The following is a 23,336-nucleotide window of genomic DNA, read 5'->3' as shown; positions in this document are numbered from 1 at the left end:
CGGCGCTGCTGGAGCGTGCGTGACGAGATCAACCATCGCGCCGCACGAACCCGCAGGACAAGCGATTCCTTCTCACTCCACCTGTGACTAGATTGCACACATGAGCCGGCCGGAGCTGCCCCCGCTGACCACCCTGCTGCCCTTCGAGGCGACCGTGCGGCACGCCAGCATGACCCGGGCCGCCCAGGAGCTCCACGTCACCCACGGTGCGATCAGCCGGCAGATCCGGAACCTGGAGAAGGCCCTCGGCGCGGAGCTCTTCGAGCGCGGCCCGCGCTCCCTGCGGCCCACCCCGCAGGCCCGCCGGCTCGCCGCCGCCGTCCGGGACGCGCTGGACGTGATCGAGACGGCCGCCCGGGAGGTCTCGGGCCGGAATCGGGACACCGGTCCGCTGGCGCTGTCCTGCGAACCGACGCTGCTCATGCGCTGGTTGATCCCGCGCCTGCCGGAGCTCGCCGCCGCCCACCCGGGCCTGACGGTGCACCTCTCGGCGGGCGGCGGGCCGGTGGCCTTCGCGCGGGACACCGTCGACGCGGCCCTTCGCCGGGACGACTTCCCGGTGCCGGACGGGGTGAGCCGGGTGCCGCTCTTCGACGAGTGGATCGGCCCGGTCTGCCGCCCGGAGACGGCGGAACGCCTCCGGGCCGGGGCGCCCGTCACGCTGCTGCACACCGCCACCCGGCCGGCCGCCTGGGCCGACTGGCGCCGCCTGACCGGCCGGTCGCCGGCGGTGGCCGGTGAGCAGAGCTTCGAGCACTTCTACCTCGCGCTCCAGGCCGCCGTCGCCGGCGTGGGCGTCGCCGTCGGCCCGTACGCACTCGTCCGCGACGATCTCGTACGGGGCCAACTGGCGGCCCCGTACGGCTTCGTCGCGGACGGCACGGGCTACGGGCTGCTCAGCCCGCGCCCGCCGGAACGGGACGCGCGGACCGGCGCGCTGCTCGGCTGGCTGCGCGAGCAGGCGGCGGACCTGACTCCGCCCGCCCCGTGCCGTATCAGTTGAGCGGGACGGTGCGGATCGCCCGTACCTCACCGGTGGCGGGCACCGGCACGCCGCGGACGCCCTTGTCCGTGGAGTAGGCGGCCGCCCCGGCGCCGACCGGCGTCGTGGTCATGGGCCGGTCCGCGGCGCAGCGCTGCTTCTCCGCCTCGGCCATGGGGCCGGTGCGCTGGAGCAGCCGGTCCGGCACGCCGCGCGAGGGCCCGTCGATGACGGCGTGCAGCCGGTAGTCGTCCTTCTTGCTGAGGAACCAGCCCTCGACGCGTTCCCGGCTCGGCTGGAGCTCGATCCAGCTGACCTCGCCGGGCTGGATGTGCTCCACGACGTTGCGCTGCTCGCCGCTGAACCACTGCCAGGCGCGCTGCCAGCCCTTCTCGTACGCGAGGGAGAACTGGGCGGCGATCGGCGTGGCCTTGATCCGCTTCTCGTCCTCCGTGCGGTCGCCCGTGGTGGGCAGCTTGGCCGCGTCGATCAGGGCGACGCCGTCGGCGGCGTAGGTCTGGGAGACGCTGTCGTAGGCGCGCTCGGTGAAGGAGACGACCCGGGTGTGTTCGAGGGTGTTGCGGGTGCAGTTGACGAACGCCTCGCCGACGACCCGGGCCCGGTCGTAGTAGCGGAAGGAGGTGCGGAAGTCGGGCCGGAAGACGCAGGAGTTCTCGCCGTTGCAGGCGCGGGCCGCGTTGGACAGGGTGGCCTCGCGCTCGTTGCCCTTGAACGCCTCCGCCCTGCCCAGGTCGGTCTTGTCGACGGTCTTGTCGAGCGCGGGCGGGACCTCGACGGCGCGGACGCGGGCGATCATCGGGCTGCACGCCGGCAGGGTCTTGGGGTCGGCGAGCCTGGAGGTGAAGGTGAGCATCGGCTCGTTCTCGTTGGCCGTGAAGGCGTATCTCCGCTTCGTCCAGACGCCGGACCCCGGCTTTCCCTTGACCCGGTCGGGGTCGCCGGCGGTGGTGACGTCCGTGACCGCGCCACCGGAGCCCTGGACGCTGTACGGCTGGCCGCTCGCGACCTGTTCGCCGGTGCAGTCCTTGGATACGGAGGGGCTGTCCTCGTAACTGACCGTGACCTGGGCGCCCTTGCGGACGCCGCGGAGCCGCTGGCTGAGGGTGTTGCCGCCCTTGTCGAGACCGACGCCGTAGGAGTCGTCGGTGCGGCCGGACGCGGACGGCGAGAAGCGCTGGTTCAGGCCGTTCCAGAAGTCGAGGCCGACGGTGGTGGGGCCGGCGGCGGTCGTGGCGGGGTCGGCGAAGTCGCCGTTGAGGACGTCGACGGCCTGGGAGGCGGCGGCTTCGCCGGGGGCTTGGGCGGCGGCCGGGGAGCCGGCGAGGGCGGCGGGGAGCAGCAGGCCCGCTGCCGCGAGCATGCGGAGAGAGGAAGACATGGGGACGAACTCCTCGTGTGGGCGTGGGGTGGTGCGTGCCAGGGGCGGGACGGGGAGGTGAGGGGGACTCAGGGGCGGATGACGTCGACCCGCTTCGGTACGGCTCCGGGGGCGAGCGCGTCGGAGGCGGGCAGTGAACGCGGGGACGACGGCGGGCCCGGCTGCGGGGCGGTGCCGCCGGCCGTGTTGCCCGGGGGACGGGTGCGGCCGCACAGGTTGGCCGGGGCGGCGTACGTCTGGGCGACGAAGCTGCTGGAGTTGACCATGGAGGGGCTGTCCACGGCGATCCCGGAGATCTGCGAGCCGGAGTCGGCGACGAGTTTGCCGACGACCCGCCGCATGGCGGCGCTCGCGCCGAACACCAGCATGTCGTAGGGCTTGACGGTCGACTTGTAGGTCGTCGTCTCGGTGTTGTCGACCGTCCATGACTTGGAGTAGGTGGCCTTGAAGGCGGCCTCGAAGGCGAGTTTGGCGCTCAGCGAGCCGGCCACCTTGCCGCCGGCCGCGACGCTGGTCTTGGTGCCGTTCGTGGAGGTCGGGCCGTCCTTGAGGTTCGGCGTCTTGTGCTCGCTGGTCATGTCGTTGGTGAGGTTCGTCGTGACCTCGCCGGAGGCGGTGATGGTGCCCTCGGCGGTGATCTTGCCGGAGATCTCGCCGCCGATGTTGTCGGTGCTGGTGGTGCGCAGGGTGACCGTGCGGTCGACGCTCATGTCGCTCTCGGTGCAGTTGACGACCGAATTGCCGAGCGAACGTACGGCGGTCGCGAACTCCCTGCCCTGCTTGGGGTCGATGACGAAGCGGCAGGCGTCGGGCTTGGTGTCGCAGTACTTCAGGACGTCGGCGACCTTCGCCGGGCGTCCGTCGGCGGCGACGGCGGTCGGGGTCGGCGGCTCGCCGGGCCCCTCGTCCGCGCCGGCGGCGGCCGGGGCGAGGGGCCCGGCCAGGCCGAGGGCCAGGGCGGGGAAGAGGGCGGGGAGCAGGAGCAGCGCGGGACGGCGCGAGGGCATGGGACATCCCTTCGGGACAGGGGGTACGGGGGTGGGCGGGGCGTACGAGGGCAGGGCGGGGGCGTCTGAGGCCGGGCGGGGGCGTACGAGGGCGGGGCCGGGGCGTATGAGGCCGGGCGGGGCGGGGGCCGATGGGGCCCGGGTCAGGAACCGAGCAGCGCGCAGAGCTGCGAGACCGGGAAGGGGGACAGTCCCGGGTCGGCCGAGCCCGCGGGGAGCGAGGCCGGGAAGTCGTGGCAGGTGGCGCTCCCGACCTCGGCGGCGCTGCTGGTGGTCTCGGGCTTGAAGCCGTTGACGGCGGCGGTCATGTCGTCCATGCCCTTCTGCTCGCCGTTGTTGCCCTTGGCGAGCCCGGACATACAGGTGTCCGCGCCGGACGAGCCGGGCTTGCACTTCTCCAGGTCCTTGCCGATCTCCTCGATGTCCTTGTCGGCCTGGGCGGCGGACTCCTTGGTCTTCTTCTTCTCGGCCGCGATCTCCTTCGCCTCGTTGGCGTTGGTCTCCTTGTCCAGGCACTCCTGGTCGTCGGGTTTGCACTCCTCGGCGAAGGCGACGGAAGCGGCGGAGGTGGCAGCGGCGGCAGAGGCGGCGGACGCGCCCGGCAGGACGAGCGCGGAGGCGAGAGCGGCGGCGCCGAGCACTCTCCGTACGGACGCGGGACGTCGGCGGACACGGGCGACTGCGGGCATGGCAACTCCCTGGGAACGGGGGGCGGATCGACCGGTTGGGGAACGGGCGCGGCGATCACGGCAGGGACCGCCATCAAGATCGCCAAGCGCATGCCGACGCTAACCGGACCGGTCCCGGCACCTCGGCAGGACACACGGCGCGGCGCGGGCCCCGAGGCCCGCTCACCACATCGGCGGAGCGCACTCGGGGTCCGCCGGACGGGCTGCCAACATCGGCGCGGGGAGCAGCGGTCCGGGCGGTGCGGCGGGACCCGTCCGGATGGATTCGCGGGTCGGTCGGTGACGGTTCCGGGCCCGCCTCGCGCGGGGTCTCACCCGGCCGGCCGCCGCCGGCCGGCGGCTCCGCCGGCGGAGCACGCCCGCCCCGGCGCACGCCGCCACGATCCGGTGAATTCGACCCCGAGGCGAGCGTCTCGAACAGCGGTCCGCCAAACGGCTGTTTCAACGCTCCCGGATCGCGCCGGTGATCACCCTCGGCAAGGCTGCTGCTGTGTCCGACGGCCCGTCCCGGCCGTCCGGACGGCCCCGGGCGCGCCATGCCCGCGGGCCGAGCCCTCCCCGTACGACCCCGTTCGAGCTCGTGCGTCCCCGTGCGGCTCGTGCGCCCTCGTACGGCCTCACGAAGGAGAGCAGCACCATGTCCCGATCACACCGGTCCCGACGCGTTCCCCTGCGCCGCCGGCTCCGCTGGAGCCTCGCCGCCGTCACCGGGGTCGCCGCGCTCACCGCGCTTCCCGCGCTCGCTCCCGCCGCCACGGCCAACGAGGCCGCCCCGACCGTCCTCGCCTGGGGCGCCGGACGCACCGGCCAGCTCGGCAACGGCACGCTCAACGACAGCCTGTCCCCCGCCTCCGTCAGCAACCTGTTCCGCGGCGACGTCGACCAGATGTCGGCGGGCGGCACGTCCTCGGCGGACTCGTTCGTGCTCGCCCGCACCGACAAGACCGTGAAGGCCTGGGGCCACAACTCCTCGGGCCAGCTGGGCAACGGCGGCAACGACAACCAGACCGTGCCCACCACCGTCCCGCGCCTGAACAACATCAAGGACATCGCGGCCGGCGGCAAACACGCCCTCGCGCTCGACACCAGCGGCCAGGTCTACTCCTGGGGCGACAACTCCTACGGCCAGCTCGGCAACAACCGCACCGGCGACAGCCGCGTCTACCCGGACCGCGTCCAGGGCATGCCGAAGGTCAAACAGATCTCGGCCGGCTGCGACTTCAGCCTCGCGCTCCTGGAGAACGGCAAGGTGTACGCGTGGGGCCGCGGCATCCACGGCCAGCTCGGCACCGGCAACCGCCAGACGAGCTCCGTACCCCGGCTGGTTCAGGGCCTGGAGAACATCGTCTCCATCGACGCGGGCTGCTACCACGCCCTCGCCCTGACCGCCGACGACACCGTCAAGTCCTGGGGCTACAACCTCTACGGCCAGCTGGGCAACTCCAGCACCCAGTCCTCCACCGTCCCCGTCGACGTCGACTGGCTGGAGGGCGTCTCCCGCATCGAGGCGGGCGCCTTCCACAACTACGCGATCATGAGCGACAGCCACGTCTGGGGCTGGGGCAACAACCAGTACGGCCAGCTCCTGGAGTCCGACGAGGCCACCGACTCCGACATCTCGCTGACCAACCGCACCGCTCCCGTCGAGATCCCGCGGCTGGAGGGCGTCCAGCACCTCGCGGCGGGCGCGCGCCACGGCGTCGCGATCATCGCCGACACGGTCGACACCTGGGGCAACAACAGCGAGGGCCAGCTCGGCAACGGCACGACCGTGTCCCGCTTCTCGCCGGTGCAGGTCCTCGACGAGGGCTCGAAGATCAAGGACGTGGTGGCGTCGCTGGGCGGCAACACGACGTACGCGTACTGAGCGGGGTGCGTACGTGATGACGTACTCGTCCTTCGTACGCGTGACCGTCGCGCTGGCCGCCGTCCTCGCCCTGGGAGCCGCCGGGCCCGCGGGCGCGGCCTCCGCACCGAGCGATCCGTGGGTACGGGCCTGGGGCCTGAACTCCTCCGGCCAGCTCGGCAACGGCTCCACGCTCGACCAGCAGACGCCGTCCTCGGTCCGGGGCATCCGGCGCGACGACGTGCGCGAGCTGGCGACCGGCGGCGGCACCGTCAACCACGACTTCGCCGTCGCGCTGCTCAGGGACGGCACCGTCGAGTCCTGGGGCGGCAACGGAAGCGGCCAGCTCGGCGACGGCACCACCACCAACCGGTCCGCGCCCGCGGCCGTCGTCGGACTCTCCGGGGTCTCGGAGGTCGCCACGGGCTACAACTTCGCGATCGCCGTACGCGGCGGACGGATGTGGTCCTGGGGTGCCAACGACTACGGACAGCTCGGCAACGGCGCGACCTCGACGACCGCGACCACGCGGCCCGTGGCCGTCCAGAGCCTGAGCAGGGTGAAGGACATCGCCCTCGGCTGCCATCACGCCGTCGCACTGCGCGAGGACGGCACGGTCTGGACCTGGGGCCGGAACGACTACGGCCAGCTCGGCACCGGCACCCTCGTCAACCAGAACACCCCGAAGCGGGTGCCGGGTCTGACGGACGTCGTGGCCGTCACCACCGGTTGCCTCCACTCCCTCGCGCTCACGGCTGACGGCACGGTCAAGGCTTGGGGATACAACCAGAACGGGCAGCTGGGCAACGACAGCACCGCAACGGCCTCGTCCCCCGTGGACGTGAAACTCCTGGACGAGGTCAAGGCCGTCCACAGCAGCTGGTACCACAGCTTCGCCGTGCTGGCGGACGGCAGTGTGCGGGCCTGGGGCTGGAACGGGAGCGGGCAGCTCGGCGACGGCACCACCGCCGACCGCGCCACCCCCGTTCCCGTACCCGGGGTCACGGGCGTCGAGTCCCTGGCCATGGGCAGGACGCACACGGTGGCCCTGATCGCCGACCAGTCCGTCGTCGCCTGGGGCGACAACAGCACCGGACAGCTGGGCGACGGCACCACCACCTCGTCCCTGACCCCCGTCCTCACCCTGCCGCCGGGCAGCGGCACCACTCGCCTGCCGGCCAGCCTCCCCTGGAAGACGAGCTACGCCTACTGATCCCCACCGACGGAACGAAAGGCACGCAGATGACCCCACCCCTGCGTCTCACCCTCCTCGCCGCCCTGTCCCTCGCGGCGCTCCCCCTGACCACCCTGCCCGCCCCCGCCCACGCCGGCGCGCGCGGCACCGACCCCTGGGTCCGCTCCTGGGGCGAGAACGCCCAGGGCCAGCTCGGCAACGGCTCCGTGCTCGCCCAGCAGACCCCGGCCGCCGTCACCGGCATCGCCCGGGACGACGTCCGCAAGCTCTCCGGCGGCGGCACGGGCACCGGCACCGGCGCCGCCCTCACCTCGTTCGCCGTCGCCCTCCTCAAGGACGGCACCGTGAAGTCCTGGGGCTCCAACACGGTCGGCCAGCTGGGCAACGGCACCACCACCAGCCAGAGCTTCCCCGGTACGGTCGCCGGGCTCACCGGCGTCAGCGCGATCTCGGCCGGCCTCAACCACGTCCTCGCGGTCAAGGGCGGCAGGATCCTCGCCTGGGGCAGCAACACCTCCAAGCAGCTGGGCACCGGCAAGGACACCACCGACCCGGCCAAGACCCCGCTGCCCGTGCAGAGCCTGGACAAGGTGAAGGACGTCGGCGCGGGCTGCGACTTCAGCGTGGCGCTGCGCCAGGACGGCACCGTGTGGACCTGGGGCAAGGGTGACAACGGGCGCCTCGGCACCGGCAACAACACCACCCGCGACACCCCGCAGCAGGTGCCGGACCTGACCGACGTCGAGTCGATCTCGGTGGGCTGCGAGTACGTCCTCGCGCTGACCGCCGACGGCGCCGTCAAGTCCTGGGGCCTGAACACCTCCGGCCAGCTCGGCAACGACTCGACCACGGAAAGCAACAAGCCCGTGGACGTCGCCTACCTCGACGCCGTCGCGAAGGTCTTCGCGACCAACGCGACGAGCTTCGCGATCCTGGACGACGGCAGCGTGGCCGGCTGGGGCAAGAACACCGAGCGGCAGCTCGGCGACGGCACCGCCGCCAACCGCACCACCGCCGTCGTGCTCGACCAGCTCGTGGGTGTGCAGGACATCGCGGGCGGTGTCGACTACACCATCGCCGCGCTCGACAACGGCTCGGTGATCGGCTGGGGCGCCAACGCGGCCGCCCAGCTCGGCGACGGAACGACGACCGGGACCGCCGGCACGGCGACCACGACGGCGCTGCCGCCGGGCAGTGCGGTCACCCATGTGTCGACGACGATGACCGGGAAGTCCAGCTTCGCCTACTGAGCGCCACGCGCGACTCACGCCCCGTCCCGGACAGGATCCCGGGCACGTCCAACCTGGCCAGGACGGGGACGAAGCTGGCAGGATCGCGCCATGCCCGCCGCACTCTCCCGCACCGCCCGCCGCCGCCTGCTCCAGGTCTCGGCGGCTTTCCTGGTGGTCGCGGGAGTGCTCGTGTGGTGGCTGGTTCCGTTCGGCGCGAAGACGCCGAGCGGGCACATCACCTTCAGCACCGGCGTACCGACGGGCGTCTACCAGAAGTACGGAGCGCTGCTCCAGCGCGCGCTGGCCAAGGACCTGCCGGACGTCTCGATAACGCTGAAGGACAGCGAGGGCTCGCAGCAGAACCTCGCCCGGCTCGCCTCGGGCGAGGCCGACTTCACAGTGGCGACGGCGGACGCGGTGGCCCAGTACCAGCGCGACCGCAGGCCCGGCTTCGAGCACCTGCGCGGCTGCGCGCGGCTCTACGACGACTACGTCCAGCTCGTCGTCCGCAAGGGCTCGTCCATCCAGTCGGTGGCCGATCTGCGCGGGCTGCGCGTCGGCGTCGGACAGCCCGGGTCGGGCGTGCGGCTGATCGCCGACCGGGTCCTGGCGGCCGCCGGGCTCACCCCGGACGTGGACGTGAAGCCCGTGTCGGCAGGCATCGACACCATGCCGGGGCTCATGGAGCACGGGAAGCTGGACGCCTTCTTCTGGTCGGGCGGGCTGCCCACCCAGGCCGTGCAGGAGCTGTCCGAGCGGCTGCCGATCCGGCTGGTGCCGCTGGACGCCGCCCTGGTGGACAGCCTGCACGACGTGGGCGAGTCCACCCGTTTCTACCGCTCGGCGGTGATCCCGGCCGACGCCTACTCGCTCGCCCAGGACGGCAACCCGGTGGAGACGCTGGCGGTGGCGAACATCCTGGTCACCATGGACACGGCCGATCCCGACCTGGTGGAGGGCATCACCCGTACGGTCATCGGCAGCCGCGACGGGATCGGCAACCAGGTGCACCCGGCGCAGCTGGTGGACCTGCGGACCGCGATCTACACCGACCCGATCCCGCTGCACGAGGGTGCCCGGCGGTACTACCGCTCCGTGAAGCCCTGAAGCCCTGAAGCCCTGAGGCCTGAGCCCTGAGCTCCTGAGGTCGTCTGATCACCCGCGCGGGTCGTCGCGCGGCACGCGGACGGTCACCTTCAGGCCGTGCGGCTCGTTCCTCGCGTACGTGATCGTGGCGTGACCCGCCGCGAGCAGCACCCGGGCGATGGACAGGCCGAGGCCCGAGCCCTTGACGTTCTGGTGGCGGCCCGAGCGCCAGAAGCGGTCGCCGACCCGCTCCAGCTCCTCGTCGGTGAGCCCGGGCCCGTGGTCGGCGACCTCGATCTCGACGAGGCGCCCGCCGGGGGTGAGCCGGACGGCGACGTCGACGTCCTCGCCCGCCGGGGTGAACTTCAGCGCGTTGTCGATCACCGCGTCGAGCGCGCTGGACAGCGCCACCGGGTCCGCCCAGGCGGTCAGGGCGGCGGTGTCGGCGACGATCGCCACCCCCTTGTCGTCGCCGACCGGCCGCCAGGAGGCGACCCGCTCGGCGGTGAGCGCGCCGATGTCGGTGAGCCGCAGGTCGGCGGCGGTGTGCTCGGCGAGCGCGAGGTCGAGCAGGTCGTCGAGGACCTGCGCGAGCCGCTTGCCCTCGGTCCGTACGGAGGCGATCTCCTCGTTGCCCTCCGGCAGTTCGAGGGCGAGCAGCTCGATGCGCAGGAGCAGCGCGGCGAGCGGGTTGCGCAGCTGGTGGGAGGCGTCGGCGACGAAGGCCCGCTGCTGTTCGAGGACGTCCTCGACGTGGTCGGCCATCTCGTTGAACGAGTCGGTGAGCCGCCGCAGTTCGGGCGGTCCGCCGGCGGCGGCGACGCGGGACTTCAGCCGGCCGGTGGCGATGTCGTGGGTGGCCGCGTCCAGGACGCGTACGGGCCGGAGCACCCAGCCGGTGAGCCGGAAGGCCGCGCCGACGGCGAGCAGCATGGCGGCCGCCTCGCCGGCGAAGATCAGCAGCCAGCCGTGCAGGATGCGGGAGCGCAGCTCGCCGGTGGGCGAGTCGGTGACGACGACGGCGACGACGTCCCCGTCCCGTACGACCGGTGAGGCGACGATCAGCCGGGCGTTGCCCTGCCAGGGCCAGACCTGCGAGGGGTCGTGGCTGCGGCGGCCGAGCAGCGCCTCGTTGAAGGCGCGTCTGGCCTCGCCGTCGTACGGGACGACCCAGTCCTCGGGGGCGGCGGCCATGGACCGGTTGTCGCGGTAGAAGATGCCGGCCCGGATCCCGTACACCTCGTGGTAGCTGAGGAGCTCGCGGCCCAGGGTGGTGCGGCGCTCGTCGAACACGAAGCGGTTCTCGCTGACGAACTGGGCGAGGGCGGCGAAGCGGGCGGAGTCGTCGAGCCGGTCGACCACCACCCGCTGCTGTTCGGAGGCGGCGGTGCTGGCGGCCAGCGGGAAGCCGAGGGCGAGCAGGACGCCGGCCATCAGGACGATCAGGAGCGGGAGGAGACGGGTGCGCACGGGAGGTCGGGGCCGGGCTCACGCGGCGGGCGGGACCAGGCGGTAGCCGACGCCCCGCACGGTCTCGATCAGGGTGGGCATGCGCAACTTCGAGCGCAGGGAGGCGACATGGACCTCCAGGGTGCGGCCGGTGCCCTCCCAGCTGGTCTGCCAGACCTCGCTGATGATCTGCTCGCGGCGGAACACCACACCGGGACGCTGGGCGAGCAGCGCGAGGAGGTCGAACTCCTTGCGGGTGAGCGGGACGACCTCGCCGTCGACGCTGACCCGGCGGGTCGGCAGCTCGACGGTGACGGAGCCGAGCCGCAGGGTGGTGCTTTCCTCGCCGGTGCCGCCGGTCTCGTCGCCGGCGGCGCTGCGCCGGCTGACGGCGTGGATGCGGGCGAGCAGCTCACCGGTGTCGTAGGGCTTGACGACGTAGTCGTCGGCGCCGAGATTGAGGCCGTGGATCCGGGAGCGCACGTCGGAGCGGGCGGTCACCATGATCACGGGGGTGCTGGTGAGCTTACGGATGCGGCCGCAGACCTGGTATCCGTCCAGGTCCGGCAGGCCGAGGTCGAGCAGGATCACCCCGAACGAGGGGCGCTCGCCGTGCGCGGCGGGCAGCACGGCCTGCAGCGCCTCCTCGCCGTTGCGGGCGTGGGTGACGGAGAAGCCGTGCTTGGCGAGGATCGCGGAGAGCGCGGCGGCGACGTGGTCGTCGTCTTCGACGAGCAGCAGTCTCACGGAGCCCTCCTCTTTCGATCTCGGCGTGGGGTGATGAGCGGGATGATGAACGGGATGACGCGCGCGGTGACGCGCGGGGTGATGACTATCTGTGTACCAGGGCACGGAGGTCATGGGCCATACCGTTCACGCAGAGTATCCGGTCGCGACCCTATCGTTATGCTCAAACTTCGCTCAGATGTGATGACGCTCGTCCCGCCCGATCTCTAGTGTCCAACCCAACCGAGCAGGACGGAGCGAGAAGCCGATGAGCGGAGTGTCAGTGACCAAGGGTTCGCAGGACGCCGTGCGGGCGACGGACGACCTGGTCGTGCTGTCCGCCGTGAACAAGCACTTCGGCGCGCTGCACGTGCTCCAGGACATCGATCTGACGATCCACCGCGGCGAGGTCGTGGTGGTCATCGGTCCGTCCGGGTCCGGCAAGTCCACACTGTGCCGCACCATCAACCGTCTGGAGACGATCGACTCCGGCAGCATCACCATCGACGGGAAGCCGCTGCCCCAGGAGGGCAGGGAGCTGGCGCGACTGCGGTCCGACGTCGGCATGGTCTTCCAGTCCTTCAACCTCTTCGCGCACAAGACCGTGCTCGAGAACGTGATGCTGGGCCAGATCAAGGTCCGCGGCGTGGAGAAGAAGGAGGCCGAGGCCAAGGCCCGCGCCCTGCTCGACCGGGTCGGCGTCGGCACGCAGGCCGACAAGTACCCGGCGCAGCTCTCCGGCGGCCAGCAGCAGCGCGTGGCCATCGCCCGCGCGCTCGCCATGGGCCCGAAGGTCATCCTGTTCGACGAGCCGACCTCGGCGCTCGACCCGGAGATGATCAACGAGGTCCTGGACGTCATGCAGCAGCTGGCCGCGGAGGGCATGACGATGGTCGTCGTCACGCACGAGATGGGCTTCGCCCGCTCGGCCGCCAACCGCGTGGTGTTCATGGCGGACGGCCGGATCGTCGAACAGGCCACCCCGGACGAGTTCTTCAGCAACCCGCGCAGCGACCGCGCCAAGGACTTCCTGTCGAAGATCCTGCACCACTGACGGTCCCCGAAACCGCCGCCGACGGTCCCCGTGACCGCCACTGACGGCCCCCGGTGACCCACCACTGACGGTCCCCGTGATCCGCCCCCCTGGCGCCACGCGTCCGGAACTCCTTCGTCACTCCCGGCTACTTGCTGCACACTGACGATCAACTATCCACGACCTGAGGGATTTTCACCATGAAGCTCCGCAAGACCGCGGCCGTGGCCGTTGCCGTGCTCGCGCTGACCGCGACCGCCTGTGGCGGCAAGGAGGGCTCGGCCGGCGACAAGCCCGCCGCCAAGCCCGGCGACTCCGGCGCCCCCGCGCTGCCCACGTACACCGTCTCCGGCGGTGTCGACCTGAACTCGCCGACCTTCAAGAAGGCCAAGGAGCGCGGCAAGCTGATCATCGGCTCCAAGGCCGACCAGCCGTACCTCGGCTTCGAGGACCAGGCCACGAAGAAGCGCTCCGGTTTCGACATCGAGATCGCCAAGATGATCGCCGCCGACCTGGGCTTCTCCGAGGACAAGATCGAGTGGAAGACGGTCGACTCCAAGCTCCGTGAGACGGCGATCGCCACGGGCCAGGTCGACTACTACGTCGGCACCTACACGATCAACGACAAGCGCAAGGCGCAGGTCGGCTTCGCCGGTCCGTACTACAAGGCCGGCGCCGACCTCCTGGTCCGCAAGGACGAGACCGCGATCACCGGCCCGGAGACCCTGAAGGGCAAGAAGGTCTGCTCGATCACGGGCTCGACGCCGCTCCAGGAGATCAAGAAGCCGAAGTACGGCGCGGAGACCGTCGAGCTCGGCAAGTACTCCGACTGCGTCCAGCAGCTGCTCACCAAGCAGGTCGACGCCGTCACCACCGACGACTCGATCCTCAAGGGCTACGCCGCCGCCAACGCCGGCAAGCTCAAGGTCGTCGGCAAGCCGTTCACCGAGGAGCCGTACGGCGTCGGCATGAACAAGGAGGACAAGGTCCTCCGCGACGAGGTGAACCGCATCCTCGAGTCGCACGAGAAGGACGGCACCTACAAGCGGATCTACGACGCCACCCTCGGCCTCTCCGGCTCGGCCTACACCGCGCCGCCGGCGGTCATCCGCTACTGATCCGCCGCTGAACCACCCCTGAGTGAGCGCCTCGTGGCACCGTCCCCCTCCCCTCGGTGCCACGGGGCGCCCCACCCCCCGCCCGTAAGCCTGCCTCGCGCAAGCCTGCCGCCGACTGCCGACGCGGAGTCCTCATGAACGTACTGCTCGACAATTTCGCGGAGTTCCGCAACGGTTTCATAGGAACCGTGGAGATCACCGTCGTGAGCTCGGTCATCGCGCTGCTGCTCGGCGTCGTCATCGCCGGCTTCCGGGTCTCCCCCGTTCCCCCGCTGCGCTTCTTCGGCACCGCCTGGGTGACGCTGCTGCGCAACACCCCGCTGACGCTGCTCTTCCTGGTCTTCTTCTTCGTCGTCCCGGAGATCCTCTTCCCGGGCATGAGCCCCTTCGTGCTCGCCTCGCTCGCGCTCGGCTTCTACACCTCCTCGTTCGTCTGCGAGGCCGTCCGCTCCGGCATCAACACCGTGCCGCTCGGCCAGGCCGAGGCCGCCCGCTCGCTCGGCCTGACCTTCACGCAGACGCTGCGCCTGATCGTGCTGCCGCAGGCCACCCGGACCGTGCTGCCCCCGCTGAGCTCGATCTTCATCGCGCTGACGAAGAACTCGGCCATCGCCGGCGCCTTCAGCGTCACCGAACTGTTCGGCTGGCAGACGCTGATGAGCGAGCAGGGCTACGCGATCGTCCCGATCTTCGTCTGGGTCGCGCTCGCCTACCTCGTCATCACCTTCGCCATCAGCGGACTCTTCCGTCTCCTTGAGCGCAACCTGGAGGTCGCCCGATGAGCGCCAGCGTTCTCTTCGACACGCCCGGCCCCAAGGCCAAGGTCCGCAACCGGATCTACGCCGTCGTCGGCAGCCTCGCCCTCCTCGCGCTGCTCGTCGTCAGCATCATGCGGCTGAGCGACAAGGGCCACCTCGACTACGCGATGTGGGACATCTTCAACTACGCGGGCATCCGGCAGAACATCGCCGACGCGCTGCTCGCCACCCTGAAGGCGTTCGGCCTCGCCGCCGTCGGCTCCCTCGTCCTCGGCGTGCTGCTCGCCGTCGGCCGGCTCTCCGACCACGCGGCGGTCCGCTGGGCGGCCACCGCCTTCATCGAGGTCTTCCGCTCGATCCCGCTGCTCATCACGATCTTCGCGGTGTGGGTCGGCTTCCTCACCGACTACTCGATGTGGGCGCTCGCGCTCGGCCTGTCGGTCTACAACGGCTGCGTCCAGGCCGAGGTGCTGCGCGCCGGCGTCAACGCGGTGCCGCGCGGCCAGCGCGAGGCGGCGTACGCGCTCGGCATGACCAAGACGCAGGTGATGACCAGCGTCCTGCTGCCGCAGGCGGTCCGGGCCATGCTGCCGACGATCATCAGCCAGCTGGTGGTCACCCTCAAGGACACCTCGCTCGGCTTCGTCATCCTCTACCCCGAGCTGCTCTACTCGGCCCGCCTGATCGCCTCCAACACGCTCGTCAACGGCCAGTACCCGTACGTGTCCGTGATCGTGGTCTTCGGCGCCCTCTACATCGCGCTGTGCCTGGCGCTGTCCGCGCTCGCGACCTGGATCGAGAAGCGCGGCCGGCGGGCCAAGACGGGCATCAAGGTCTCCGACGCGGAGGCCCAGGCGGTCGTCGTCACCGCCGACGCGGGGCAGCACGGCGGCACCGGCGGGGCCGGTTCCGCACAGAACTGACGGCATGTGACATCATCCGGGGGCAGTGGCGACCGCCGCTGCCCTTGTCACTTGACGCACGCACCCGCAGTGGGTTGCATACGTTCTGTGATCAAGCTCCGGGCTCGCGCCACCCTCTGCTGTGCTTCCCGCGCGGCCGTACGGAACGAGACCGTACGGCCCTGCGCGCATTCAGGTTCAGGAGCCGCACCGTGGACCCGGTGATCATCGTGGGCGCGGGGCCCGTAGGCCTCGCGCTCTCCCTCGCCCTCGCTGCCCAGGACGTGCCCAGCGTCGTCCTGGACGAGACTCCGGGCAAGGAGGAACCCCGCCCCGCGCGCACCGTCGTGCTGCGCGCCGACATGGCCGCCCTGGTCGAGCGGCTCGGTTGCGCCACGCTGCGTGACGAGGGCCTGCGCTGGGTCGGCTGGCGGGCGATGCGCCGCCGGCAGCAGACCCGGCACGTCGCCCTCGACCTGGGCCTGCCGGGCGAGGACGGCGCCGCGGACGGCCCGGAGGCCCCGGCGGCCCCGCTGCACGTCCCGCAGCACGCGCTCGCCCGCGGCCTGCGCGACGCCATCGCCCGGCAGCCGCTCGTCACCCTCGTCACCGACTCCCGGGTCGACACGATCGAGCAGGACGCGCTGGGCGTCCGCGCCCACACCCGGGGACCGGCCGGCACCTGGTGGCGCGGCAGTCATCTGGTCGGCTGCGACGGCGCCCGCTCGATCGTGCGCAAGCTGCTCGGCGTCCGCTTCCCCGGCCGTACGGCGGTGGAACGGCACGCGGTCGCCGCGCTGCGCACCGAACTCCCCTGGGCCGGCGAGGCCCTGTTGCACCGTCAGCCGCCGTGGCGCGGCGTCGGCGACGAGATCGCCGCGCGGCCGCTGCCCGACGGGGTGTGGCGGATCGACTGGCTGCTGCCGCCGCGCGGTGACCTGGTCACCCCCGAGGCGCTCGTCAGCCGCATCCGCGACACCCTGGCCGGCTGGTGCGAGGGCACCACCCCGGCGTACGAGCTCATCGACACCGGCGTCCACACCGTGCACCACCGGCTCGCCCGGCGCTGGCGGGTGGACCGGGTCCTCCTCGCCGGCGACGCGGCGCACCTGCTCGGCGCGGTCGGCACCCAGGGCGTCGACGAGGGCCTGCGGGACGTGGACAACCTGGCCTGGAAACTGGCCCACACCTGGCACCACCCGGACACCTCGCCGGTGCTGCTCGACAGCTACCAGAGCGAGCGCCGGGCCGCGGTCGCCGCCCTGCTGCGCGCGGCCGACCAGGCGCTGCCGGTGCTGCGCGGCGGCGGTGGGCTGCGCACCATCCTGCCGGGCGGCGGACGGAGCCACGACACCCTGCTCGCCGACGGGCACCTGGGCCGCGGTCCGCTGGGCGCGCTGCCCGCCTATCCGCACTCGCCGCTCGCGCCCGAGCCCACCGAGGGCCGCATCCCGGTGGGCACACCGGACGGCGGTCCGGTCGAGGACGTACGGGTGACCGCGCCCGACGGCACGACCGTACGGCTCCGGGACCGGCTCGGTCAGGGCCGGCTGCTCGTCGTGCTCGTCGCCCCCGGCACCGGGGTGTGGGACCGCCGGCACTGGGTGAGCGCGGGCGTGATGCCCCGGCTCGCCGAGGCCGTGGACGCGCTGCCCGCCCCGGCGGAGCTGCTGGTCACCGAGGCCTATCCGGGCGCGCCGGCCCACGCGGTGCTGCTCGTCCGGCCCGACGGCCATCTGGCCGCCGCCTTCGCCGGAGTGCGGCCGGAGGAGCTGCACGCGGCGGCGGACGCGGTACGGGGCGGGAGCGATGCGGACGAGGAGGCGGCGGAGGCAGCGGAGGCCGAGGCGAGCGAGGACGCGGTGGCTGAGGCCAATTGACCACCGCGGGCGTGCGTGGTGTACTCCGGAGCGTGACCGACACCCCTGTGCGCCTGTGGCGGAGGGTCCATGTGGACCTGATCCGCTACGCGGGCTGCGTGTGTCGCCCGTCCTGCTGAATTCGCCTCCCTTGCAGCTTCGCGAACCTCAGGACGGTCATCCGTGCCCCAGACTCAGCACACCCCTGCGCCCGTTCCGGGCTCCCCCTCACCCGGGTCCCCCACCTCCCCCGCCTCTCTTGTCTCCCCCGGCCAGGCCGATCTGCTGGACTTCGTCCGGCGCACGGCCGCCGACACCGCGCTGATCGACTCGCTTCCGCTCGACCCCGAGGGCCGTACCTGGGTGCGGCTCGACGGCCCGGGCGGCAGCGAGGCCTGGCTCATCGGCTGGCCGCCCGGCACCGGCACCGGCTGGCACGACCACGCCGAGTCGCTCGGCGCCTTCGCCACCGCGCGCGGCACCCTGCGCGAGAACTCCCTCGCGGTGCGGCTCCCCGCGGGCGGCTGGAAGAACCTGGAACTCGCCGACGACGTCGACCGCAGCCGCACCCTCCCGGCCGGCCGCGGCCGGGCCTTCGGCCGCCACCATGTGCACGAGGTGCTCAACGAGTCCCCCGACGGTCACGCGATCTCGGTGCACGCCTACTACCCGCCGCTCCCCCTGATCCGCCGCTTCAGCCGGACCGGCGCGGTCCTGCGCCTGGAGCAGGTCGAGCGCCCGGAGGACTGGCAGTGAACGTGAACGACGAACGGGCCGGTGGACTGACCGGCGTACCGACCGGCGAATCGACCGGCGATCGGATCGGTGATCGGGTCGGCGATCGAGTCGGGATCGACGAGTTGTTGGAGCGGGTACGGGCCGGCCTGGACCGGATCGACGCCCGCGCCGCCCACGCGGCCTACCGCGCGGGGGACGCCCTGCTGGTCGACACCCGCTACGCGGCCCTGCGCGAACGGGACGGCCTGATCCCGGGCGCGCTGGTCGTCGAGCGCAACGAGCTGGAATGGCGCCTCGACCCGCTCGGCAGCCATCGCCTCCCCGAGGCCGACAGCCACGATCTACGGGTCGTGGTCCTCTGCAACGAGGGCTACGCCTCCTCCCTCGCCGCCGAGTCCCTGCGCCGGCTGGGCCTGCGCCGCGCGACCGACGTCATCGGCGGCTTCCAGGCCTGGAAGGCGGCAGGCCTCCCGGTCCTGCTCCCGAGGCGCACGGCCACGGGCTAGGCGGGCCCTAGGGGGTGTCTCGCCGATCATGCCGGGCTCGCGGCGCCTGGCACCGCGCCTCGCCGCGTTGTCGTCGGTCGCCGATGCTCCGCATGGACTCCCTCCTCCGCCTTGCGATGCACGGCACCAGACGCCGCTCCCTGATCCGGCCTGATCGACAAGACACCCCCTAGAACGGCTCCTCCAGGCCCTCGGTGTCCTCGCCCTCTTCCGCCAGGGCCTGGCGGACCACCCGCAGCGCCATGCCCTCGGGGTATCCCTTGCGGGCGAGCATGCCGGCGAGTCTGCGCAGCCGCCGGTCGCGGTCGAGGCCGCGGGTGGCGCGCAGCTTGCGGTCGACGAGCTCGCGGGCCCGGGCCTCCTCCTGGTCGGAGTCGAGCCGGTCGACCGCCTCCTGGATCAGGGTGGGGTCGACGCCCTTGGTGCGCAGCTCGCGGGCGAGGGCCCGGCGGGCCAGGCCGCGGCCGTGGTGCCGGGAGTCGACCCAGGCCCCGGCGAAGGCCGCGTCGTCGATGAGCCCGACGTCCTCGAAGCGGGAGAGCACCTCCTCGGCGACCTCGTCCGGGATCTCCCGCTTGCGCAGGGCGTCGGCGAGCTGCTTGCGGGTGCGGGGGGTCCCGGTGAGCAGGCGCAGGCAGATCGCCCGCGCCCGCTCAGCCGGGTCCTGGGACGACAGCTCCTTCTCGGCCCTCGACGAGTCGGGGCTGTCGTCCGGCCATTCGGTGCGACCGGTCACCGGCTCAGCTCTTGGCCGCGGTGGCCTTGGTCGCCTTGGCGGCCTTGGCCGGGGCCGGGACGGACTTGGCCGCCTCGTCGCCCGCCGCGTCCGTGCCGCTCGCGGCGGCGTCCGCGCCCGGCTCCGCCGAGGGCTCCTCGGGCCGCACGCCGACGCCCAGCTTCTCCTTGATCTTCTTCTCGATCTCGTTGGCGAGGTCGGGGTTGTCCTTCAGGAAGTTGCGGGCGTTCTCCTTGCCCTGGCCGAGCTGGTCGCCCTCGTAGGTGTACCAGGCACCGGCCTTGCGGACGAAGCCGTGCTCCACACCCATGTCGATCAGGCCGCCCTCGCGGCTGATGCCCTGGCCGTAGAGGATGTCGAACTCGGCCTGCTTGAACGGGGGCGCGACCTTGTTCTTGACGACCTTGCAGCGGGTGCGGTTGCCGACCGCCTCCGTGCCGTCCTTCAGGGTCTCGATGCGGCGGATGTCGATGCGCACGGAGGCGTAGAACTTCAGGGCGCGGCCACCGGTCGTGGTCTCCGGCGAGCCGAACATCACACCGATCTTCTCGCGGAGCTGGTTGATGAAGATCGCGGTGGTCTTGGACTGGTTGAGCGCGCTGGTGATCTTCCGCAGCGCCTGGCTCATCAGTCGGGCCTGGAGACCGACGTGCGAGTCGCCCATCTCGCCCTCGATCTCCGCACGCGGGACGAGCGCGGCGACGGAGTCGATGACGATCAGGTCGAGGGCGCCGGAGCGCACCAGCATGTCGACGATCTCGAGGGCCTGCTCACCGTTGTCCGGCTGGGACAGGATGAGGTTGTCGATGTCGACGCCCAGCTTGCGGGCGTACTCGGGGTCGAGCGCGTGCTCGGCGTCCACGAAGGCGACCTGGCCGCCGGCCTTCTGCGCGTTGGCGACGGCGTGCAGGGTCAGGGTCGTCTTACCGGAGGACTCCGGGCCGTAGATCTCCACGACACGGCCGCGCGGCAGGCCGCCGACGCCGAGCGCGACGTCGAGGGCGGTCGAACCGGTCGGGATGACCTCGATCGGCTCCCTCGAGCGCTCTCCCATGCGCATGACGGCACCCTTGCCGAATTGCCGTTCAATCTGTGCGAGCGCGGCGTCGAGCGCCTTCTCGCGGTCGGTTCCTGCCATGGGTTCCACCCGGTTTGCTTGAGTCGATCGCTTCATGTGAAAGACGCTAACCCCTGCCACTGACAATGGGCCCCGGCGTCCCTCTCAGCCTGTGGATAACTCGGCGACAAGCCCGTGGTTCCAAGGCCCGGGAATCCATAAGAATGGATGTTCGATTTTGGTGTCAAGCGCACCACGCCGGTGCCGCACCCGCCCGCGGCTACTGCTCCTTCCGCTGGTGCAGCGCCCTCTGCAGCCGGGCGACGACCGCCTCCCCGTACCGCCGGTGGCCGTGCACGCGCGGGTCGTCGGTCACGTCGTACCGCCTCACGTAGGCGCCGAGGAACGCCTGGAGGGTGGCGACGGCGGGGATGGCGATCAGGGCGCCGACGGCGCCGAGCAGGGCCGTGCCCGCGATGACCGAGCCGAAGGCCACGGCCGGATGGATGTCCACGGTCTTCGACGTCAGCTTGGGCTGCAGCATGTAGTTCTCGAACTGCTGGTAGACCACGACGAAGACCAGCACCCACAGCGCGTACCAGGGGTCCACGGTGAAGGCGATCAGCATCGGCAGGGCGCCCGCGAGGTAGGTGCCGATGGTCGGGATGAACTGCGAGACCAGGCCGACCCAGACGCCGAGCGCCGGCGCGTACGGCACGCCCAGGATCTCGAAGAGCACGAAGTGCGCCACCCCCGAGATCAGCGCCATCAGGCCGCGCGAGTAGAGGTAGCCGCCGGTCTTGTCGACGGCGATCTCCCAGGCCCGCAGCACCTCGGTCTGCTTGGCCGGCGGCAGCACGGAGCACAGCGCGCGGCGCAGCCGGGGCCCGTCGGCGGCGAAGTAGAAGGCGAAGAGGAAGATCGTCAGCAGCTTGAACATGCCGCCGAGCAGGGTCGCCGAGACGTCGAGGACACCGGAGGCGCTGTTCTGCACGTACTTCTGCAGCCAGCCGGAGCGCAGCACGCTGTCCTGGACCGCGACCCGGGACAGCTCGGTGTGGAAGTGCTGGTTGATCCAGTTGATCAGCAGGTCGAGGTACTTGGGGAAGTTCTCGACCATGTCGACGATCTGGCCCGCGAGCATCGAGCCGAGCATCACGACGAAGCCGGTGCCGGCGATGAGCACGGCGAAGAAGACCAGGAAGGTGGCGAGCCCCCGGCGCATCCCGCGCGCCGCCATCCGTCCGACGGCCGGCTCGATGGCGAGGGCCAGGAAGAAGGCGAGCAAGGCGTTGACGAGCAGCCCGATGAGCTGGTGGAAGGCCCAGCTGCCGAGCTGGAAGCAGGCGTAGAGGGCCAGAGCGAGCACCAGGGCGCGGGGCAGCCAGCGAGGCATCCGCGCGACGCCGCCGGAGGCGGGGTCGGCCGCGGGCGGGGCGGTCGGGGCCGGACCGGTCGCGGCCGGGCCGGACGCGGACCGGGTGGTCGTCTCCGCGTCGGACGCCGCCGGGCCGGACGCGGCCGGGTCGGCGGTCACCGTGCCGGCCGTGCTGCCGCGCGGGCCGGGACGGGGGCCGGGCCCGTGGGCGGAGCGGGGTTCGGGGAGCGGTTCGGGACGGAGGTCGGGGTGGGTGTCGTCACGGGTCTCGTCGTCGGTCTCGTCGTTCGCGTCAGTCGGGGCCACCCCGCCAGTCTCGCGCACCGCACGGACATTCCTGCCCGGACCCGTCACATCATCGCTTCTCGGCCGGTACCCCGACCGCCGTGCACACCGCCCGCCAGACGTCCTTGGCCTCCCAGCCGGCGTCCAGTGCCTCGTGCACCGTGCGTCCGCCGAGCTCCGACATCACATGGTCCCGGGCGAAGGTCTCCGCGTAGGACGCACCGAAGTGGTCGGCCATCAGTTCCCAGAAAATCGTCAACCGCATGACCCCAGTATCCCGCCCTCACGAGTGCAGCCCGGGCCGAAGCCCTTGTCAGACGCGGTTTCCCGCCTACGGTCGGAACATGGCCGGAAATCCTCCAGAAATCCCCGCTCCGTCCGCGTCTCCGCTCGAGTCGGTGTCGGGGTCCGCACACGCCTCGCCGCTCGCGCGGGCCGAGCGGTTCGTGTGGCTGACCGCCCGCGTGCTCGAACAGCGCCGGTTCGCCTACCACTTCCTGCGCGGCGGCGCGGACCCGGTCGAGGCCGCGCTCACCGCGTACCTCAACGAGGACGGCGGCTACGGCCACGCCCTCGAACCCGATCTGCGCGGACCGGTCAGCCAGCCCCTGCACACCGCGCACGCACTGCGGGTGCTCGACTCCATCGGCCGGTGCGGCGGGCTGCGGGTCGAGCGGATCTGCCGCTATCTGACCGAGGTGTCCACCCACGACGGCGCGCTGCCCGCCGTGCACCCTTCCCAACGCGGCTATCCGGCGGCGCCGTTCGTGCCGGTCGTCGACGCCCCGCCGAGCGAGCTGCTCGCCACCGGCCCGGTGGTCGGCCTGCTGCACCGCAACCAGGTCTGGCACGCCTGGCTGTTCCGGGCGACCGAGTTCTGCTGGGCCGCCGTGGACGCCCTGGAGAAGTCCCATCCGTACGAGATCCAGGCCGCCGTCGCCTTCCTCGACGGCGTCCCGGACCGCGCCCGCGCGCAGGCGGCGAGCGACCGGCTCGGCCGCATGGTGCGCGAGCAGGGGCTCGCGGTGCTCGACCCGGAGCGGCCGGAGGACTACCCGGTCGCCGCGGGCTACGCGCCGGGCGAGCACCACTACCCGCACGACTACGCGCGCGTGCCGGACTCGCTCGCCCGCCGCTGGTTCACCGAGGAGGAGATGGCCCGGTCCCTCGACCACCTCGCCGCCGCCCAGGACGCGGACGGCGGCTGGCCGATCAGCTGGCGCCAGTGGGCGCCGGGCTCGGCCCTGGAGTGGCGCCCGATCGTCACCGTGGAGGCACTGCGGACGCTGCGCGCACACGGCCGGACGATCGGCTGAGGACGCCGGTCGCCAGGCCCGGCACCAGCCGCTCGGCGC

The 23,336-nt window shown here is 72.0% G+C and carries 22 protein-coding genes and 1 pseudogene; 14 read left to right on the top strand and 9 right to left on the bottom strand.

Translation table 11 applies throughout. The annotated features are described in order from the left end of the window. Nucleotides 1-100: 100 nt before the first annotated feature. Nucleotides 101-1,003: a LysR family transcriptional regulator gene (locus ACIRSU_RS30125; protein WP_403798720.1), complete on the top strand. Its 903-nt coding sequence runs from the start codon at nt 101-103 to the stop codon at nt 1,001-1,003. On the opposite strand, the gene ACIRSU_RS30120 is transcribed toward ACIRSU_RS30125, so the two are convergent. The 3 genes from ACIRSU_RS30120 to ACIRSU_RS30110 form a co-directional block, all read right to left on the bottom strand. After that, nucleotides 996-2,381 carry a hypothetical protein gene (locus tag ACIRSU_RS30120; RefSeq protein WP_403798718.1) on the bottom strand — a complete coding sequence of 462 codons (1,386 nt, stop codon included), beginning with the start codon at nt 2,379-2,381 and terminating at the stop codon, nt 996-998. The two genes, ACIRSU_RS30125 and ACIRSU_RS30120, sit on opposite strands and share 8 nt — an antisense overlap. A gap of 68 nt (nt 2,382-2,449) precedes the next feature. Beyond that, on the bottom strand, nt 2,450-3,388 hold the full coding sequence (locus ACIRSU_RS30115; protein WP_403798715.1) for a hypothetical protein: 939 nt from the start codon (nt 3,386-3,388) through the stop codon (nt 2,450-2,452). 143 nt (nt 3,389-3,531) lie between these two features. Next, nucleotides 3,532-4,077, bottom strand: coding sequence for a hypothetical protein (locus ACIRSU_RS30110; protein ID WP_403798713.1), 546 nt, complete (start codon nt 4,075-4,077; stop codon nt 3,532-3,534). A 637-nt stretch (nt 4,078-4,714) separates the two neighbouring features. On the opposite strand from ACIRSU_RS30110, the gene ACIRSU_RS30105 reads away from it, so the two are divergent. The 4 genes from ACIRSU_RS30105 to ACIRSU_RS30090 all read left to right on the top strand — a co-directional run bounded on the left by ACIRSU_RS30105 (nt 4,715) and on the right by ACIRSU_RS30090 (nt 9,457). After that, a complete protein-coding gene (locus ACIRSU_RS30105) occupies nt 4,715-5,944 on the top strand; it encodes an RCC1-like domain-containing protein (protein WP_403798710.1) in 1,230 nt (409 codons plus the stop codon). A 16-nt stretch (nt 5,945-5,960) separates the two neighbouring features. Continuing rightward, a complete protein-coding gene (locus ACIRSU_RS30100; protein ID WP_403798707.1) occupies nt 5,961-7,136 on the top strand; it encodes an RCC1 domain-containing protein in 1,176 nt (391 codons plus the stop codon). Nucleotides 7,137-7,165: 29 nt separating this feature from the next. Beyond that, the gene (locus tag ACIRSU_RS30095) at nt 7,166-8,368 is read left to right on the top strand and encodes an RCC1 domain-containing protein (RefSeq protein ID WP_403798704.1); all 1,203 of its coding nucleotides are present in this window, start codon (nt 7,166-7,168) and stop codon (nt 8,366-8,368) included. 90 nt (nt 8,369-8,458) lie between these two features. Next, the gene (locus tag ACIRSU_RS30090; protein ID WP_403798702.1) at nt 8,459-9,457 is read left to right on the top strand and encodes a TAXI family TRAP transporter solute-binding subunit; all 999 of its coding nucleotides are present in this window, start codon (nt 8,459-8,461) and stop codon (nt 9,455-9,457) included. Nucleotides 9,458-9,505: 48 nt separating this feature from the next. On the opposite strand, the gene ACIRSU_RS30085 is transcribed toward ACIRSU_RS30090, so the two are convergent. Together ACIRSU_RS30085 and ACIRSU_RS30080 are read right to left on the bottom strand one after the other, a co-directional pair. Then, nucleotides 9,506-10,906: an ATP-binding protein gene (locus tag ACIRSU_RS30085; RefSeq protein WP_403798699.1), complete on the bottom strand. Its 1,401-nt coding sequence runs from the start codon at nt 10,904-10,906 to the stop codon at nt 9,506-9,508. An 18-nt stretch (nt 10,907-10,924) separates the two neighbouring features. After that, complete coding sequence (locus ACIRSU_RS30080; protein WP_403798698.1) at nt 10,925-11,632, bottom strand: response regulator transcription factor; 708 nt, start codon at nt 11,630-11,632, stop codon at nt 10,925-10,927. A 247-nt stretch (nt 11,633-11,879) separates the two neighbouring features. Between ACIRSU_RS30080 and ACIRSU_RS30075 the strand changes: the two genes are divergently transcribed. The 8 genes from ACIRSU_RS30075 to ACIRSU_RS30040 all read left to right on the top strand — a co-directional run bounded on the left by ACIRSU_RS30075 (nt 11,880) and on the right by ACIRSU_RS30040 (nt 18,525). Next, nucleotides 11,880-12,665, top strand: a complete 786-nt coding sequence (locus tag ACIRSU_RS30075) for an amino acid ABC transporter ATP-binding protein (protein ID WP_403798695.1) — start codon at nt 11,880-11,882, stop codon at nt 12,663-12,665. A 179-nt stretch (nt 12,666-12,844) separates the two neighbouring features. Beyond that, a complete protein-coding gene (locus ACIRSU_RS30070) occupies nt 12,845-13,762 on the top strand; it encodes a glutamate ABC transporter substrate-binding protein (RefSeq protein WP_403798692.1) in 918 nt (305 codons plus the stop codon). A gap of 134 nt (nt 13,763-13,896) precedes the next feature. Then, complete coding sequence (locus tag ACIRSU_RS30065) at nt 13,897-14,544, top strand: amino acid ABC transporter permease (protein ID WP_403798690.1); 648 nt, start codon at nt 13,897-13,899, stop codon at nt 14,542-14,544. After that, a complete protein-coding gene (locus ACIRSU_RS30060; RefSeq protein WP_403798687.1) occupies nt 14,541-15,443 on the top strand; it encodes an amino acid ABC transporter permease in 903 nt (300 codons plus the stop codon). Before ACIRSU_RS30065 ends, ACIRSU_RS30060 begins: the two co-directional genes overlap by 4 nt. Nucleotides 15,444-15,634: 191 nt before the next feature. Next, entirely contained in the window at nt 15,635-17,302 is a 1,668-nt protein-coding gene (locus ACIRSU_RS30055) for an FAD-dependent monooxygenase (RefSeq protein WP_403798685.1), read from the top strand. Between the two features lie 11 nt (nt 17,303-17,313). Then, nucleotides 17,314-17,421, top strand: coding sequence for a putative leader peptide (locus ACIRSU_RS30050; RefSeq protein WP_403798682.1), 108 nt, complete (start codon nt 17,314-17,316; stop codon nt 17,419-17,421). Nucleotides 17,422-17,464: 43 nt separating this feature from the next. Further along, nucleotides 17,465-18,037, top strand: a complete 573-nt coding sequence (locus ACIRSU_RS30045; protein WP_403798679.1) for a cysteine dioxygenase — start codon at nt 17,465-17,467, stop codon at nt 18,035-18,037. 65 nt (nt 18,038-18,102) lie between these two features. Then, nucleotides 18,103-18,525: a rhodanese-like domain-containing protein gene (locus ACIRSU_RS30040; protein WP_403799281.1), complete on the top strand. Its 423-nt coding sequence runs from the start codon at nt 18,103-18,105 to the stop codon at nt 18,523-18,525. Nucleotides 18,526-18,694: 169 nt separating this feature from the next. On the opposite strand, the pseudogene recX reads toward ACIRSU_RS30040, so the two are convergent. From recX to ACIRSU_RS30020, 4 genes and pseudogenes are all read right to left on the bottom strand, one after another. Continuing rightward, nucleotides 18,695-19,372: pseudogene (gene recX / locus ACIRSU_RS30035) on the bottom strand (recombination regulator RecX); the annotation flags it as partial. After that, on the bottom strand, nt 19,266-20,399 hold the full coding sequence (gene recA / locus ACIRSU_RS30030) for a recombinase RecA (protein WP_403798676.1): 1,134 nt from the start codon (nt 20,397-20,399) through the stop codon (nt 19,266-19,268). The gene recA and the pseudogene recX, both read right to left, overlap by 107 nt. 199 nt (nt 20,400-20,598) lie before the next feature. Beyond that, a complete protein-coding gene (locus tag ACIRSU_RS30025) occupies nt 20,599-21,714 on the bottom strand; it encodes an AI-2E family transporter (protein WP_403799278.1) in 1,116 nt (371 codons plus the stop codon). Nucleotides 21,715-22,051: 337 nt separating this feature from the next. Next, complete coding sequence (locus ACIRSU_RS30020; protein WP_403798673.1) at nt 22,052-22,246, bottom strand: DUF3046 domain-containing protein; 195 nt, start codon at nt 22,244-22,246, stop codon at nt 22,052-22,054. A 79-nt stretch (nt 22,247-22,325) separates the two neighbouring features. Here ACIRSU_RS30020 and ACIRSU_RS30015 point away from each other — a divergent pair, with 79 nt between their 5' ends. After that, on the top strand, nt 22,326-23,297 hold the full coding sequence (locus ACIRSU_RS30015) for a hypothetical protein (protein WP_403798670.1): 972 nt from the start codon (nt 22,326-22,328) through the stop codon (nt 23,295-23,297). Nucleotides 23,298-23,336: the final 39 nt, after the last annotated feature.

The organism is Streptomyces sp. NPDC101160 (assembly GCF_044768205.1).
In the GTDB taxonomy this organism is placed as follows: Bacteria; Actinomycetota; Actinomycetes; order Streptomycetales; family Streptomycetaceae; genus Streptomyces.
Note: the sequence above shows the minus strand (reverse complement) of the source record. Positions and strands in the feature narration are given on the sequence as shown.